14 protein-coding genes and 1 pseudogene are annotated in these 14810 nt (G+C 70.5%); 12 read left to right on the forward strand and 3 right to left on the reverse strand.

Annotated features, from left to right (window positions below):
* Nucleotides 1-15: 15 nt before the first annotated feature.
* Nucleotides 16-1098 carry a hypothetical protein gene (locus E1182_RS04870; protein ID WP_132261418.1) on the reverse strand — a complete coding sequence of 361 codons (1083 nt, stop codon included), beginning with the start codon at nt 1096-1098 and terminating at the stop codon, nt 16-18.
* A gap of 176 nt (nt 1099-1274) precedes the next feature.
* Here E1182_RS04870 and E1182_RS30880 point away from each other — a divergent pair, with 176 nt between their 5' ends.
* The 6 genes and pseudogenes from E1182_RS30880 to E1182_RS04900 form a co-directional block, all read left to right on the forward strand.
* Complete coding sequence (locus tag E1182_RS30880) at nt 1275-5207, forward strand: hypothetical protein (RefSeq protein ID WP_165942515.1); 3933 nt, start codon at nt 1275-1277, stop codon at nt 5205-5207.
* A complete protein-coding gene (locus E1182_RS04880) occupies nt 5200-5529 on the forward strand; it encodes a hypothetical protein (protein WP_132261419.1) in 330 nt (109 codons plus the stop codon). The genes E1182_RS30880 and E1182_RS04880 overlap by 8 nt, the downstream gene beginning before the upstream one ends.
* 240 nt (nt 5530-5769) lie before the next feature.
* The gene (locus tag E1182_RS04885; RefSeq protein ID WP_165942516.1) at nt 5770-6372 is read left to right on the forward strand and encodes a peptidase inhibitor family I36 protein; all 603 of its coding nucleotides are present in this window, start codon (nt 5770-5772) and stop codon (nt 6370-6372) included.
* Nucleotides 6373-6380: 8 nt separating this feature from the next.
* Nucleotides 6381-6956: a peptidase inhibitor family I36 protein gene (locus E1182_RS04890; RefSeq protein WP_165942517.1), complete on the forward strand. Its 576-nt coding sequence runs from the start codon at nt 6381-6383 to the stop codon at nt 6954-6956.
* Nucleotides 6957-7066: 110 nt separating this feature from the next.
* Nucleotides 7067-9235: a VCBS repeat-containing protein gene (locus tag E1182_RS04895; RefSeq protein ID WP_132261422.1), complete on the forward strand. Its 2169-nt coding sequence runs from the start codon at nt 7067-7069 to the stop codon at nt 9233-9235.
* Between the two features lie 153 nt (nt 9236-9388).
* Nucleotides 9389-9559, forward strand: a pseudogene (locus tag E1182_RS04900) (NADAR domain-containing protein); the annotation flags it as partial.
* A gap of 177 nt (nt 9560-9736) precedes the next feature.
* On the opposite strand, the gene E1182_RS04905 reads toward E1182_RS04900, so the two are convergent.
* On the reverse strand, nt 9737-10030 hold the full coding sequence (locus E1182_RS04905) for a hypothetical protein (RefSeq protein WP_132261423.1): 294 nt from the start codon (nt 10028-10030) through the stop codon (nt 9737-9739).
* 75 nt (nt 10031-10105) lie between these two features.
* On the opposite strand from E1182_RS04905, the gene E1182_RS04910 reads away from it, so the two are divergent.
* Nucleotides 10106-10318: a DUF397 domain-containing protein gene (locus E1182_RS04910; protein ID WP_132261424.1), complete on the forward strand. Its 213-nt coding sequence runs from the start codon at nt 10106-10108 to the stop codon at nt 10316-10318.
* A 223-nt stretch (nt 10319-10541) separates the two neighbouring features.
* Here the strand turns inward: E1182_RS04910 and E1182_RS04915 are convergent, their stop codons facing one another.
* Nucleotides 10542-11057: an HAD domain-containing protein gene (locus E1182_RS04915; RefSeq protein ID WP_132261425.1), complete on the reverse strand. Its 516-nt coding sequence runs from the start codon at nt 11055-11057 to the stop codon at nt 10542-10544.
* 79 nt (nt 11058-11136) lie between these two features.
* On the opposite strand from E1182_RS04915, the gene E1182_RS04920 reads away from it, so the two are divergent.
* The 5 genes from E1182_RS04920 to E1182_RS04940 all read left to right on the forward strand — a co-directional run.
* A complete protein-coding gene (locus E1182_RS04920; RefSeq protein WP_132261426.1) occupies nt 11137-11526 on the forward strand; it encodes a hypothetical protein in 390 nt (129 codons plus the stop codon).
* A complete protein-coding gene (locus tag E1182_RS04925) occupies nt 11523-12662 on the forward strand; it encodes a PEP/pyruvate-binding domain-containing protein (RefSeq protein ID WP_243706036.1) in 1140 nt (379 codons plus the stop codon). Before E1182_RS04920 ends, E1182_RS04925 begins: the two co-directional genes overlap by 4 nt.
* A complete protein-coding gene (locus E1182_RS04930) occupies nt 12662-13237 on the forward strand; it encodes a hypothetical protein (RefSeq protein WP_132261427.1) in 576 nt (191 codons plus the stop codon). Before E1182_RS04925 ends, E1182_RS04930 begins: the two co-directional genes overlap by 1 nt.
* Before the next feature lie 171 nt (nt 13238-13408).
* Complete coding sequence (locus E1182_RS04935; RefSeq protein WP_132261428.1) at nt 13409-13708, forward strand: hypothetical protein; 300 nt, start codon at nt 13409-13411, stop codon at nt 13706-13708.
* A gap of 45 nt (nt 13709-13753) precedes the next feature.
* A partial coding sequence (locus E1182_RS04940; protein WP_132261429.1) for an NAD-dependent epimerase/dehydratase family protein occupies nt 13754-14810 on the forward strand: 1057 nt, incomplete at its 3' end.

A 14810-nucleotide genomic window follows, 5' to 3' on the forward strand; every position in this document is an offset into this window, starting at 1 on the left:
TTTCGGTGGTCCGGCCTAGATTTCGTCGGGCCGGATGTGCTCCTCCGCGGCGAGCGCGTCGGTGACCACCTGCTGCCAGTACGCCGCCCGGTCGCGGGCGTTACGGGCGTCCCGCTCCCACGAGTCCCGGTTGGCCCGTGCCGGCTTGGTCATCGCCTTCCAGTTCGGACCGGACTGCCGCAGCGCCAACTGGTAGACCGCCGCCCACTGCCGCGCCTGCGCGTCGGCGGTCTGCTTGGCCGCCAACCAGCCAGACGCCGACGGCGCGGCCCCTGCGGCCACCTGCCCCCACGCGTCGGCCGCCTGCTGCTGCAACGCCTTCTGCGCCTCACCGCTGGCCGTCTCGGCGGCCGCCTGGGCCTCCAGGGCGGACTGCTTGAGCCGGTCCACCGCGGCGAACCAGCGCATCTCCTGGTCGGCCGTGGTCAACTGGAACCGCTCCACGTCGAGCTTGCCGAACCGCGCCCACGCGTACGTGTAGAACTCGACGATGTCGCTGTCGGTGGCCCCCGGCCGTAGAGCCCAGGCCGCGGCGAGCCGTACCTGCTCACCCTGCGCGGTGTCCCGGAGGGTGGCAACGTAGTCGCGGTCGTACTGCCTGAGCGCGGCGGCGTGCGCGCCGTCCTCGTCCCGCGCGCGTTGGTCGGCCGCCCGCGCCTCCTCCAACCCGAAGCGCACGAAGTACTCCTTCTCCGCGGCGGAGGCCGTTTTGGCGGCGTTCGCGGCGCTCCAGACCCACGGCGACGTCTCGTACGCGTGCGTGGCCAGCACCCGCGCGATGATGTGGTCGTTCATCGCGGCGTCCTGCTCGGCGCGCGTCGTTGCCTGGCACCAGCCAGCCGGGATGAACTCCTTCACCGCGATCTCGCCACGCGGCGAGTTGAGGGCGGTCAGGGCCGCGGCGCGCACCGCGCCGTAGGGCGAGGCGACCGCGAGGTGGGTGGCCAGCGACCGCGGCGTCAGCAGGTTGGTCAACGTCCCGTTCGCGAACTCGCAGGGATCGATACGGGCGTCGGCGGCGGACGCGGGCGTGCCCAGGGCGACGCCCGTGACAGCGGTAGCGGCGACCAGAGTGCCGGCCAGCCAGGTGCGGATCATGCTTTTCTCTCCCCGTTTCCGTGAAATTCAGACCGTCCATCGTGGCATCGGTCAAAACTCGACACTGACGTGTGTCGTTGTTCCGACTCGTCCGAATCTCGGCTGCGCATAGATCATGTCGTATGTTGAGGCGGCTCGCGGACCGGACGGGGGTCCGATGACGGACTGGAGCCGCATTGTTGAAAAGACGTCTGCGCCGCCTCGTGGTCACCACGATGGCGGCAGCCGTGCTGGTCGGCCTGACACCGGACGGCGCCATCGCCGCACCCCCGGCCCCACCGGCACCGGCACCGGCACCGGCACCGGCACCGGCACCGGCCAAGCCTGCCGGGCAGTCGCTGAACGATTTGTTCAAGTACCCGACGTTCGCGCCGAGGACAGCGCGGTCGGGCAGCACCGACGACGCCACATACCAGTTGATGTGCTGGTACGCCGAGGCACACGCCGACCCGGAGGTGCGGGAGGCGGCGGCCGCCGCGTTGGCGGCCGGTGACGCCGCCATCGTCGCGTTCCTGGCTCCCAACGGTGGCTACACCCAGGCGGTCAAGAAGGCGGCGCAGCGCCGGGAGAGGGCCGACCAGGCGCTGATTGCCGAGATCCGGGCCCTACGGGGTACGGGCGGTCCGACGTTCAACGCCGAGGTCGAGCGGGTCCTGGCGGCCACGGCGAAGCCGCGTGACCGTGAGGCGTTCAAGGCGTACGGCGGACAGATCGCCCGCGAGCGCGACGCTGAGCTGACCAAGCAGCAGGCGGATCGTGCCGCGGAGCTGCGCGGCCGCGTGCAGCTGATCATCGACTCCACCGACGAGGCGGAGAGCCCCAACGTGCACGCCGCCGCGGTTGACGCTCTGGCCGGCGGGGACGCGGCGGTCACGGAGTTCTTCGAGTGGGGTTTGGCGGAGGCCGGGATCCTGGACGCGGAGCTGCGTGAGGAGCTGACCGCGGCCCGTGAGGCCGAGCTGAAGGCGATCGAGGAGGCCGCCGATCTGGCGGTGCGCTCCCGCAAGGCCAACGAGGCGCGGGCGCGGCTGATTCAGGCCCACGGCGCCGGTGTGAAGGCGTTGCAGCAGTCCGCGAACGCGATGACCAGCGGTGCGATCAACGGCCGGCGGGCGGCGCAGATCCTCGAGGCCCGGGGCCCGCTGCGCGACCTGGAAGCGGTCAAGACGGCGGCCGCGGTGAACCTCACGGACGCCCGGAACTTCGCCACGGAGGCCAGGAACGCCGCCGCCGTCGCGCAGGACGCGGCGAACGTCCTGGTCAACGAGGCGAAGCTGCCCTACGGCACGGAGTGGGCCGACATGGCTGCGGGCCTGTCGTTGTCGGCCGAAGCGGCGCACCAGGCGACGCAGACCGCGGTGCACGCGATCGACGCCACGATCGCCACCCACAAGGCGCTCGGAAATGCCGAGGAGGCCGCCAAGCGCGCCGAGCAGGCGCGCCGGTGGAAGCTGCAGGCGATCCAACACAAGGACGCGGCCGCGAAGCTGGCGGCGGTGGCGAAGAAGCAGGCGGACGCCGCCGAGAAGGCTGCCGAGCGGGCAGACGCGCACCGCCGGGCGGCGGCCGCCCGGACCGCGGAGGCGTGGGAACACGCCGCCAGAGCGCGGAACCACCGCAACGAGGCGATCCGGCAGGCCGACATCGCCGCCGACCAGCGGGAGATCGCCGAGGCCGAGCGGGCTAACGCCGAGCGACACCACGCCACCACGAAGGCCCAGGCCGACGAGGCGCACCGGTTGCGTGGTCTGGCCGAAGTGGACAAAAACAACGCCGCCGCCGAACGTGTCCGAGCGGAGAGCGCGGAGGACAAGGCGCGCACCGCCCGCGACAACGCGTACACCCGGACGGAGAACGCCCGCCGTCTGAGGGACCTCGCCAGGGACGCGGCAGAGGAACGCGATCTGGCGCTGGCGCAGGCTCGGGCGGCGGAGGCCGCAGCAGCGGCCGGGCTGACCGGCCAGGACAAACGCGACGCCGATGCCAATGCCCTGGAAGCACGGCAGGCGGCCGACGCGGCCCAGCGGCATGCCGATACGGCCAGGGCGAACGCCGACGCGGCTACGACAGCGGCGTCGCGGGCGAGTGCGGCGGCGACTGAAACCGAACGGGCCGCGGCCCGTGCTCGGCAGGCGGCGAGTCGGGCCGCTGCCGCCGCTGCTGCGTCCGACCGGGCGGCCAGCGCGGCCGAGGCGGAGGCGGCGAAGACCCGCCAGGCGGCCCGTGCCGCCGAGCGTGAGGCCGCCGCCGCAACGGCCCAGGAGGTCAAGGCGGCGCAGGCCGCACAGGCCGCGGAACGGGCCGCGCAGGGCGCCGCCACCGAGGCGGTCAAGAGCCTGTGGGCGGCCGACCGGACCCGCGACGAGACCATCGCCGCGACCAACGAGGCCGCGTCGGCCACTGTGCAGTCGGAAAACGCGTACCGCTCAGCGGCGTCGGCGCGCTCGTCGGCGACGGCGGCGCTGATTCCGGCGTCCACTGCGGTCGAGCTGCTGGCACCGTTCACGGCCACCGACATCAACGCAGTCTTCGCCACCCAGGTGTCGAACCTCGCCATCCAGATCAGCGAGGAACAGGCCAGAGCGGCCGAGACCCGCGCCGCCGAGGCGGACGCGGCCGCGGTCCGGGCCCGGCAGGCGGCCGAGGCCGCGCAAGCGGACATGAAGGAGGCGTACCAGGCGGCGGCCGACGCGGCGGGGTCCGCGGCGGCGGCGGCGCTGGACAATGCCCGGGCCAAGCGGGCGTCGTTGCGGGCCAAAGAGTCGGCGCGGTTGGCCCGGGACGCGGCGGCGAGCGCTCGCAACGCCGACGCCCAGGCCCGGCAGGACGCCCGGGAGGCGCGATCGGCCTCCAACCGGGCATACGAGGACGCGCGGATCGCCGGTCTCACCGCCAGCCAGGCCGAGAGCCTGGCCGCCGACGCGCGGGCCATGGCGGACAAGGCGCAGAAGGACGCCGACGACGCGCAGCGGTTCGCCCGCGAGGCCCAGAAGCACGCGACGGCGGCCGACACGGCAGCGGCCAACGCCGAGAAGTACGCGACAGAAACCGCGACGTACGCCGAGCAGGCCAACCGGTACGCCGACGAGGCCGAGGCCGAGGCAGCCCAGCTGGAGGCCGAGATTCGGGCGTCGGAAAACGCCGACCTGGACGGGGTTTTCGACTTCTCGCCCGCCATGCTGGCCGACGCGAAGGACTACCTGACCACCGAGCAGTTCGCCTCGATCGAGCCGTTCATCGCCGCATCTCGCGGCGACGCGTCGCAGTTCCTGGTGCAGTATGGCCCGCAGCTGATCGGCGACTTCTTCAGCGTCGACGACATCAAGGCCTGTTTCAGCGGCAAGATTCTGTCCTGCCTCATTCTGGTGGCCGAGCAGCTGGGTCCGGTGCGGGCGTTCAAGGCCCTGAAACTGCTCTACAAGGCGACGAAGTCGGTCAAGGCGTTCTGGGACGCGGTCAAGAAGGCCCGCAAGATCATCCGAAATGTCAGCAATAAGATCGACAACTGCAAGAAGGGCCTGATCAAGGACATCACCGGTGACCTCGTCGGCGCCATGGCCGGGGCCGGCGCTGCCGGACCAGGCCTGGTTCGGACCGCTGCCGGACCGAAGAAGAAGTGCAAGGTGCCGTCGACGACCCTCACGTGTGCCGACCCCGGCCCGCGCGACGACGATGACGAGCCGAAGTGCAACTGGCTTTTCCGCGGCACCACGCTCGGGTTCCCGGGTGGTGCCGGCACGGTGGCCAGCGGGGTGCTGCCCTCGTCATGGGACCCGGGCGTGGCGACGGTCTTCGCCACCGATTCCGACCGCTTCAGCGGGCAGGGCGTCGTGGTGATCGTTCCGGTCAGTAAACTGCAGGACGTCGTGAAGATGCGTGGACTCATCCCGCAGGAGGCGGAGGTTGGCCTCAAGATGTCGGCCGCCGACTTCGAGCGCCGGTCGACGATTATCATCCCGCTGAAGCGGGCCCGGGAGATCCTCAAAGGCATGGGCTTCCGAGTGCCCATCCGAATCTCCACGGCGGACATCTCCCCGGCGTTGCTCGACCTGCCGAAGCTGTCGCCTGAACAGATCGAGCGTTTCGTCCGGGAGGCAGGCAATGGCTGACCAGCCACAGTTGCAGCTCAACGAGATCGTCGAGTTGACGTCGGGCTCGCTGACCGCCACGGTGCGCTGCGTCGCCGGGACGGTCCGGCGGGGAGAGGCGGCGGACCTGGTACCCGCCGCCGCCGACCGGCCGGTCGCCGAGAACCTGACGATCTCCGCCATCGAGTACGCCGGCGGCATCCCGATGGACTTCGTCGACCTGGGCCGGACCGCCCTGGTCACCGTCACCGGTTCGATCGACGAGGCGGCGCTGCGGGCCGTGGTGGCCGGGAACGCCCCTGAGCAGGTGGTCCGGGCGGACCTGCGGCTCATCGTGCGCTGACCATAACGGCGAGGCGACGCTGCGCCGGGGTGGCACCCCGGCGCAGCCGCCAGCGCCACCGACGCCGGCCGTGCCAGCAGGCCGGGCGTGACCGACATTCACGCCGACCTTCAGTGTCAGGTAGCCGACGATCGACCTGTACGGGCACCCGCATCGATTTCTCGGCATTCATAGTGAGGGCTTCCCGTGATGCCCCTCCATAGACGACAGTCGGGCCGCCGTGTGCCCGAAGGAGGTTTCGTGAAGCGTTTCCGATTATCGGCGCTGCGTACGTTCCTGGCCGCGAGCCTGGTTCTGGCCGGATCGATGGCCGTGGTCCGGATCAACGCCGCCACCGCCGCTGGCCCGCTGTCCGAGGCACGGGACGCGGCGGTGCGCCTCGACCGGCTCGTGCAGCACAACCCGGGGGCGCGGAAGCTGGCGCCGAACGCGGTGCGGCTGCCCGACGGGGTGGTCCTGTCCTTCCCGATGGCAGGAGTCGCCGAGGACAAATGCTCGTACGAGGACGTGTGCCTGTTCGAGCACGAGAACTTCGGCGGCGAACGGCTGCGGTTCAGCCTGTGCGCGGTGTACGAGCTGCGTCACTACAGCCTCTCCGACGGGCGCCTGTGGAGCACCCAGGTCAGCAGCGTCATCAACCGCCTGCCGGCGGGCAGCTGGACCCACATCTGGCACAAGGGTGGCGCCCCGCCGGCTGAGGAGGGCATGGCGAAGTGGGAGTTGCTGCACTCCTCCCGCGCTGTGGCCGCGGACCAGCCGGCACAGCAGTTCCCGACGGTCGGGTGGAACGACCGGGCCGAGGTCGTCAAGCCCGCCCGGATACCTACCGCTCAATGCCTCTAGGAGAAGCCGTGCGTTTTCGTCGTCGTACCCTCAGCGCCCTGCTGGCCGGGGCACTGATAGCCATCGGATTCGGAGTCGGGCCGTCCGCTGAGGCCGCACCCGATGACCGCCTGCAGCGGTTGCTCGCTCACAACCCCGGATCGCGGCTCGCCGGCCCGGACTCGATCATCACCGAGCAGGGCGTGACCCTGTCGCTGCCGTCGTCGACGAAGGCGAACGCCAAGGCCGCCGGCGTGCCCGACACTCTCTGCTCGTATGAGCACCTCTGCCTTTTCTCGGACGCTGAATTCTCCGGAGAGAAACTCACCGTCGGCACTGACTGCGATGTCTTTCCGATCTGGCAGCTCAAGATGTCCAACGGCCGGTACTGGGGCAACGAGGTCAGCAGCTACATCAACAACCAGAAGGCCGGCACCTGGGCCTTCATGTGGAACAACTACGGCGCGATCGACACGGCGGACCGGAACAACTGGGAGCTCATCGAGGGCTCCAGGGCAGCCGGCAAGGGTCTGGCCCAGGGCGTCGCCTGGATGCCCAGGAACGACATGGTCAACGTGGTGCGACCGTGTCCCGGTCCGTGGTGACCCGACCGACCAGCCCACCGTCAATTACTCGTTGCACTTCTTCGGGGGATCCGATGAGCACACCGTTGACAATCAGGTTACGTACGAGATGGGCCATTGCGGTCATCGCTTTGCTGGCCACCATCCTGACGGTTCCGGCCCTGGCGGCCGCCGCCGAGCAGAAGAAGCCGAACAGCGCGGTACCACTGCCCGCGCCCACCGCCGCCCCGTCGACGAGCGCCGGCTCGGCGAAGGACACAACCGGCCGCGGCACCTCGCGCACCCTGGCGATCTCCGACGACGGCACCGTCCCGGCCGCCAGTGACGACGAGAAGCTGAGGGCGGCACCGGTCGTCGGGTTGGACCTGTCGCAACCGAGCAACCCGCTCGGCTTCGCCGACCGGGACTTCGTCTTCGAACTGTGGCTGCTCGCCAGGCCGGGCACCGAGGTCAAGGGTGCTGCGCTGCTCGCGCTCGGTGACTGGGATCCGGACCTCCAGGCGTGCGTGGCGTGCAGCCTCTACATCCGGCGCGGCATCCACGAGGCCGCCGGCCGTGACCTGCACAACGAGATCCGGGACCGGCAGAACGCCGAGGTCGCCGAGCGGCGCCGCACGCGGGCCGCCGAACTCGTCGAGCTGCCTGTGACGCCGCGCCTGGTCGGCTCCAACGACCGCGACTTCGTCATTGCGCTGTGGTCGTTCCTCAAGGACAACAAGGCCGAATTCACCGGGACCATCGCTGCTGCGGAGCAGGCGTTCACCACGACTCCCGCTGCCTTGGACTCCTTCCTGAACGCCGGTCTGGCCAACGAGTACGCCACCGACCAGCGCCGTCTGATCGCCGAGGCCGCTGACAAGGACGAGGCGCAGAAAGCCGAGTCCAACCGCCGCTTCGACCGCAAGAAGGCGGCAAACGCCGTCGGCGTCGACATCAAGGTCGACGACGAGGCATGGATGGCCAGCACCGACGACGTTTTCCTCCGCGACGTCGCCCGCCGCCTCAAGGGCGTGCCGTTCTGGTCGCTGACCTATGCCAAGCTGGCCGACGAGGTCCTCAACGGCTCTCCGGAGTCCTGGCGAACGATGATCGCCACCGGCATCTACGAGCAGGTCGAACTCGACCGCCTACGCCGGAACAAGGAAATCATCGACGGCTACAAGGCCCGGGTGACCGAGGTCCGTGACGCCGCCATCCGCGACGGCTACAAGAACATCGCCCGGGCCGGCACCGCTGCCCTGGCCAGCAACTCGATCAGTGCCCTCTGGTCGTACCTGGAGAAGCGCGAGTCGCTGCCTCCGGACGCCACGGAGATGACGCTGCTGAAGGCGGCCGGCACCAACACCACGGCCGTCATCAACCGTGGCCAGCTCGGCCGCTGGTGGAGCACCGACCGGCAGGTGTACAAGTCCGGCTCGAGCTGGGACTTGAAGAAGTCGCGGCCGTACAACGGTGACTTCAACGGCGACGGCAAGCGCGACGTGGCCGTCCTCTACGGCGCGGGCGCCTCCTGGCGGGTCCAGTTCTTCAGCAACATCGACGCCACCGCGCCGACGCCGAAGCTGGTGTGGGACTCCCCGGCCAACTCCGCTGGCAAGGGCTACGACCTGAAGTCCGCCGCAGCCGGCGACATCAACGGCGACGGCCGGACCGACCTGGCGATCTACGGCAAGAACGCGGCCGCCAAGTCGGTGCTGCTGACGCTGACCCCGGCGGCCAACGGCACCTGGGCGGCCAAGGAGATCACCGCTCCGGACGCGCTCGTCGGCGGCCGGCTCGTCGCCGGTGACATTAGCGGCGACAAGAAGGCCGATCTGATCACGATCAACCAGGATGCCACCAAGGGCATGCAGATCTGGGTCGCCCTGACCTCCGCCGCCGGAGCACCCGGCACTGCGGTGGCGAAGTGGGCCGACAAGAACTTCTCGGTCAGCACCACAACCGAGCCGGTCGTCGCGAATTTCAACAAGGACGCCGTGGCCGAACTCGCCCTCTTCCGCAAGGAGAAGGAGAAGTTCTCCGACAACGGCGCCAGCCTGCACCTCTTCTCGAGGCTCTCTGGCACGGTCGTACGCAGCGAGGCGTGGCGGATCGAGGGCGGCCTGGGCGCGGCGAAGATCATCCTGCCGACTCCTGCGGACGTCAACGGCGACGACTACGTCGACCTGCTGGTGCACTACGCGATTGTCGACGACCAGACGCGGACGTATGTCGTGCTCAACAGCGCCAGCGGCTTCAACGTCATCAAGCAAGCCGGCATCGACAGCAACAAGATAGCCGACCTGCGTATCGCTCGCTGACGTCCACGGCGGGCACCCCCAAAGGGGGTGCCCGCCGTGCTGTGCGGCGGACCAAGCAGTCGAAGATGCCGACGACGTCAGTACGGCGGCGAGAAGTACCGGCCGGGTGCGCTCGTTGCGGATGTCGCTTCGGTCGGCGCGGCGTTGCTTGCCGTGGCGCGTACCGGCAACCGGATACTGGCCGAGGCCAGCCCGGTGGACCGGATCTGGGGCATCGGCCTGGCCGCGACGGATCCACGCACGTGCAACCCCGCCCAGTGGCGCGGCTTGAACCTGCTCGGATTCGCGCTCATGCACGCCCGCGCCCAGCTCGCCACGGGATGAACCTGAAGATTCGCGCGCATCACGTGCGACTCGGTGCCCGACAGTTCCGAGTCATCCGCCCGGCCGACGCTGTGCCCCGGCACGGCCCTGACCGACAAGAACCCGTGGTACGTGCTGGAACTCAACGCCCGCACCGCATTCACGATGATGGGTCTGGCGAGTTGTCCGCGCTCGTAGTCATCGCAGCCCTGACACCTCTCGAGCCGCCGCTGGGTAGTCGCGCAGGATCCGTTCGATCTGCTCTCGATCGTCGAGGGTCAGCAGGCGTCTCTCCCGCATATACCGCTGCTGCGCGGCTAGTAGGTCATCACGCTCGGCGGGGTCCTCGGTACGGCCCAAACGACTGCTGTAGGCCGCGATCACCGAGCCGATCACCGCCCTCGCCAACTCGAAGTCGGCGGCCTGCTGCTCACTCCACGTTCCCAGGTTGTCAAGCCACCCTCCATTCCGCCCCCGGCCATCCTCAGCCATCCGCACTCCCTCCCCTTCGCTGTATGTCGATGTCAATCTATGCTTCACCTCGACCCATAACCGGAGGAAGACAGCATGAGCCGCGACTTCCTGAACCACGTGGTGTGGCGCAAGAGCAGCCGCAGCCTGAACGAGAACGCCCAGTGCGTCGAGGTCGCGCTGACCCCGCACGCGGTCGGCATCCGTGACTCCAAGGACCCCGCCGGTCCAGCCCTGGTGGTGGACGCCCCCGGGTGGACGATGTTCATCGGCGCGATCAAGCACCAGGGTTTCCGCCCTGGCACGTGAGGCCTGTGCGTAACCTGGCAGCCATGATCGAGCGGCTCGGGGTGGCCGTGGGGTTCTGCCGGTCTGGGCCGCGTTCATCAGCCGCCGGCCCTGGCCGTGGCGACCGACTCGACTCGGCTTCCGGCCCTCGCGTCACTGTGCGAGCCGCAACGAGAGTCCAACTCGCCACTACCTGCTCGATCGCCGCCGGATACTTCGCCCGACCGAAGCCGGCAAGGGGCAGTCACGGCTCCGATTGCGCCTGAGGTCGCCCGATCCAGTGTTCCAGGCAGGCGATGTGGTGGGGGCCGAGGCCGTGCTCGGTGGCGGGGGCGATGAGCAGGGCCTCGATACCGCGGCGACCCAGTTCATCCGTGTAGGACCGAATGCGGCTCGTCGGCGGGCGGCCATCGAGGTCGTCGTCGACCCAGGCGAGCCGGGTGATGCGCGGGTTGTTCGCCAGCCACGCATTCAGCGCCGGCCATTTCGGCCAGCCTTCGGCGGGGTGCAGGTCGATCTGTTCCCAGTCGTGTCCAGGGAACGGCGGTCGCATCGCCCGGCGTGCCTCGGGCAGCCAACTCGTGAGCCAGACCGGAGTCACGTCAGGCAGTGCGGCGAGGCGGTCGAGCGCGGCGCACAGCGCCGGCGGGACGCGGACCGGCCGAAGGACGGCACCGACCTCCACCAGTCCGCCGAATGGACTGACCTCCGACGCCGGGCAGACGACCCCGTCGATGTCGAGGACGAGGACGGTGTGCACGGAGTACGACGGTAGCCCGAACGCGCCCAGGCATCAACAAGATGTTGACAAACAGGTTGTTGAAAGGCATGGTGGTGGCATGACCGGAGGAGCGGCGGACCAGGCGGCGGGCGCCGCCGAGCATCAGGCCCGGAAACGGTTGATGGCACGTGGCGGCCACGAGCTGCCACGGCTGCCGTGGTTGGCCGACGGCCAGCCGCACGACGCCGTCACGCTGATCCGCCAGGCATTGTGGCGGGCCAACACCGACCGGAGTGCGCTGGAGTTGCCCGAGGACCTCCTCGCCGCGATCGCGTTGCTGGCCGCCGGGCGCAGCGAACTCGACCAGCTTGAGGCAGGACTGTTGTTCGTCGCCCGCGCCGAGGGGCTGACCTGGGCCCAGATCGCCGATGCGCTCGGCGTGCGGACGGCCCAGGCGGCGCAGCAGCGGCACGACCGCGTTGTCACCCGGCTCGGTGGGCGTTCGTGAGCGTCGTCCCGCTGATCGAGGCGGATGCCGCCTGCGGTCGCAAGGCGTACGCCCTGGCCACCCTGATGCGTGCCGGCCTTCCCGTACCGGACGGGTTCGTCGTCACCGACCCGGCCACCGACCCGGGGCGGATTTCGGCGTCCCTGCGCCGGCTGGCGGCCCGGGCGGTCGCGGTCAGATCGTCGGGCAGGACCGAGGATTCCGGGACGGTGTCCTACGCCGGTCAGCTGGAAACCGTTCTCGGCGCCCGCGTCGTCGACGATGTGCTGGCCGCGATCGGGCGGTGCGCCGCCTCAGCCGGCACCCAGCGCGCACGGGCCTACCAGACCCACCTCGACCTCGATGGTGAGGCGAGGGTCCCGGTGATCGTGCAGGAACTCGTCGAGGCCGACCACGCCGGCGTGCTCTTCACCCGCGACCCGCGGACCGGCGACGACACGGTCGTGATCAACGCCTCCTGGGGCCTCGGTGAGTCCGTCGTCTCCGGCACGGTGGTTCCGGACGAGGTCACCGTGACCCCACCGGCGGACACGGTCCGGGTGACGATCGGTACCAAACAGACCCGGCTCGACCTGTCCGACCAGGGTCTGGTCGGCTCGCCCGTCGCAGAGCCGGACCGGGTACGGGGCTGCCTGACCGTCGGCGGGATCGAGCGGTTGGTCGCGCTCGGCCGCCGGTGCGAGGCCCTCTTCGGTCGGCCTCAGGACGTGGAATGGGCGGCAGCCGACGGCCAGATCTGGCTTGTCCAGTCACGTCCCATCACCACACTCCAGGCGTCGCGGACGCCGGCAGGCGACGCGGGCTCCGGCCACGTTCTCGCCACCGGCGTACCGAGCAGTCCCGGCCAGGCGCTCGGTCCGGCGCGGCTCGTGCGCTCGGTCGACGGGTTCTCGCGGGTACGGCGCGGCGACATCCTGGTGTGCCGTACCACCGATCCGGCCTGGACACCGCTGTTCCGCCTCGCCGCCGGCGTCGTCACCGAGACCGGTGGCATCCTCAGCCATGCGGCGATCGTCGCGCGGGAGTACGGAATCCCCGCCGTCGCCGGCGCCCGCGACGCACTGCGCCGCATTCCCGACGGATCGCCGATCACCATCGACGGCGCACGCGGCACGATCACCGCAAGGCCCTCCTGATGGCCCACCAGTCGCCCACCGATCTCCTCGTGCTCCACGCGGTCCGGCTCAAGGGATTCGCCGACACGGAGGCCGTCGCGGCGCGTTTCGAGCTCGACGCCCGGCAGACCACCGAGGAACTCCTCGATGCCCAGGCCCACGGTTGGGCAACCCGGTCCTCCTTCGCCGACCTGGTCGGGTGGTCGCTCACCGACGCCGGCCGGGGGCAGAACGAGAGTCGGCTCCGCGCCGAACTCGACGAGGTCGCCGCGCGCGCCGCGGTGGCCGGTGTCCACGAACGGTTCCTGCCGCTGAATGCCGAGGCGGCGCAGATCTTCACCACCTGGCAGCTCGGTGCCGGGCAGGATCCCGACATCCGCCGGCTCGCCGACATCGCCGAGGCGCTCCGCCACCTCGAAGACTGCCTGACCGCGCACCTGATCCGGTTCACCGGCTATCACGGCCGGTTCGCCGAGGCACTCGCCCGGGCCTGCGACGACCCGGCCTGGATCACCGGCATGGAGGTCGACTCCTGCCACCGGGTCTGGTTCGAGCTGCACGAGGACCTGGTCGCCACGCTCAACCTCTCCCGGTGAGCGAGGCGCGGGACATGGTGCTGGTGTCGCGGTCGAGGTGATCGACCCCCGTCCGCGGTGAAGTGCGGTGTCGGCTGTTCGGGACGGCACAGCATGGCGTAAACGGGGGATACCGGCGGTCGGGCCCGGGGCGACAGGCGTGGTGGGGCCCGGGCGGGGAACGGAGGGGGCATGAGGATGACCAGCACCCCGGCCGTCGTGGCGTCGAGCGAGGTGACCGGGCCGGACGGCGTACGGGAGCCGGGCGGTGAGGTGCACGCCTGGCAGCCCGGCCAGAACTCGACCGTCTGTGGCCTCCAACTCAGTCGTACCCGGTTGCGCCGCTTCCCGCACGTCCGGTTCGAGTACACCGCCACCGACCAGCTCACCGAGGCCGACCCGGTGAGCTTCGTCTGCCCGCGCTGTCTGGCCGCCACCCAGGGTCGCCGCCGGCAGGAGAAAGCCTGGGTACGCCACTCGCCGCGGCCCTGATCGGTGCCGGGGTTGGCACCCGGCACAGCGGGTACCGCAGCCGGTATGCGGATCGTGATCGTGGGAGCCACCGGCAACGTGGGGACGGCGCTGCTGCGCCGGCTGCGTCGGGAGCCGGAGGGGCAACTGGTCGGGGTCGCCCGGCGACCGCCCGGCCCGGACGCCGGTGCGCCGTACGACGGGATCCAGTGGCACGCCTGCGACATCGGGGCGCCGGACGCGGTCGGGACACTCACCGCGATCTTCGCCCGAGCCGACGTGGTGGTGCACCTGGCCTGGCAGATCCAGCCCACCCACGACCAACGTATCCTGCGCCGGACCAACGTCGGCGGCAGCCGCGCGGTGAGCGACGCCGTCGTCCGGGCCGGCGTCCCCGCCCTGGTGTACGCCTCGTCGGTCGGCACGTACGCACCCGGGCCGAAGGACCACCCGGTCAGCGAGCGCTGGCCGGCGACGGGGGTGGCCGGGTCGTCGTACAGCCGGGACAAGGCCGAGGTGGAGGCGATGCTCGACATTCTGGAGGCCGAGCATCCGTGGCTGCGGGTGGTCCGGCTGCGCCCCGGTCTGACCTTCCAGCGGGACGCGGGAACCGAGATCAGCCGCTACTTTCTCGGCCCGCTGGCTCCGGTGCGGCTGCTGCGTTTCGGGCGCCTCCCGGTCGTACCGGCGAACCGGCGGCTGCGGATGCAGGCGGTGCACGCCGACGACGTCGCGGACGCGTACGCCAGGGCGATTCTGGGTGACGCGCGCGGCGCGTTCAACGTCGCCGCGGACCCGGTGCTGACCCCGGAGTTGGTGGCCCGGCACTTCAAGGGCTGGACGGTGCCGGTGGCCGCCCCGGTGCTGCGGGCCGCCGCCGCGCTGACCTGGCGGGCCCGGCTGCAACCGGTCGACACGGGTTGGGTGGATCTGGCGTTGAACGTGCCGCTGATGTCCAGTGAGCGCGCCGAGTCCGAACTCGGCTGGCGGCCGACGGTGGACGCGGTTGCCGCCCTGAAGGATCTCTTCGCCGGCATGGCGCACCGGGCCGGCACCGGTTCGCCGCCGATGAGCGCCGCCCCCGATCTCCCCGGCCGCCCCGCGGCGCTGCTCAGGTCCCGCC

It is taken from the genome of Micromonospora sp. KC721, from assembly GCF_004348355.1.
Classification (GTDB): domain Bacteria; phylum Actinomycetota; class Actinomycetes; order Mycobacteriales; family Micromonosporaceae; genus Micromonospora.

Coding starts and splice junctions, on each gene's coding strand:
- E1182_RS04910 (WP_132261424.1), top strand. CDS start 10,106: ATGAGCCGCGACTTCCTGAACCACGTGGTGTGGCGCAAGAGCAGCCGC.
- E1182_RS04880 (WP_132261419.1), top strand. CDS start 5,200: ATGGCTGACCAGCCACAGTTGCAGCTCAACGAGATCGTCGAGTTGACG.
- E1182_RS04870 (WP_132261418.1), bottom strand. CDS start 1,098: ATGATCCGCACCTGGCTGGCCGGCACTCTGGTCGCCGCTACCGCTGTC.
- E1182_RS04930 (WP_132261427.1), top strand. CDS start 12,662: ATGGCCCACCAGTCGCCCACCGATCTCCTCGTGCTCCACGCGGTCCGG.
- E1182_RS04920 (WP_132261426.1), top strand. CDS start 11,137: ATGACCGGAGGAGCGGCGGACCAGGCGGCGGGCGCCGCCGAGCATCAG.
- E1182_RS04935 (WP_132261428.1), top strand. CDS start 13,409: ATGAGGATGACCAGCACCCCGGCCGTCGTGGCGTCGAGCGAGGTGACC.
- E1182_RS04905 (WP_132261423.1), bottom strand. CDS start 10,030: ATGGCTGAGGATGGCCGGGGGCGGAATGGAGGGTGGCTTGACAACCTG.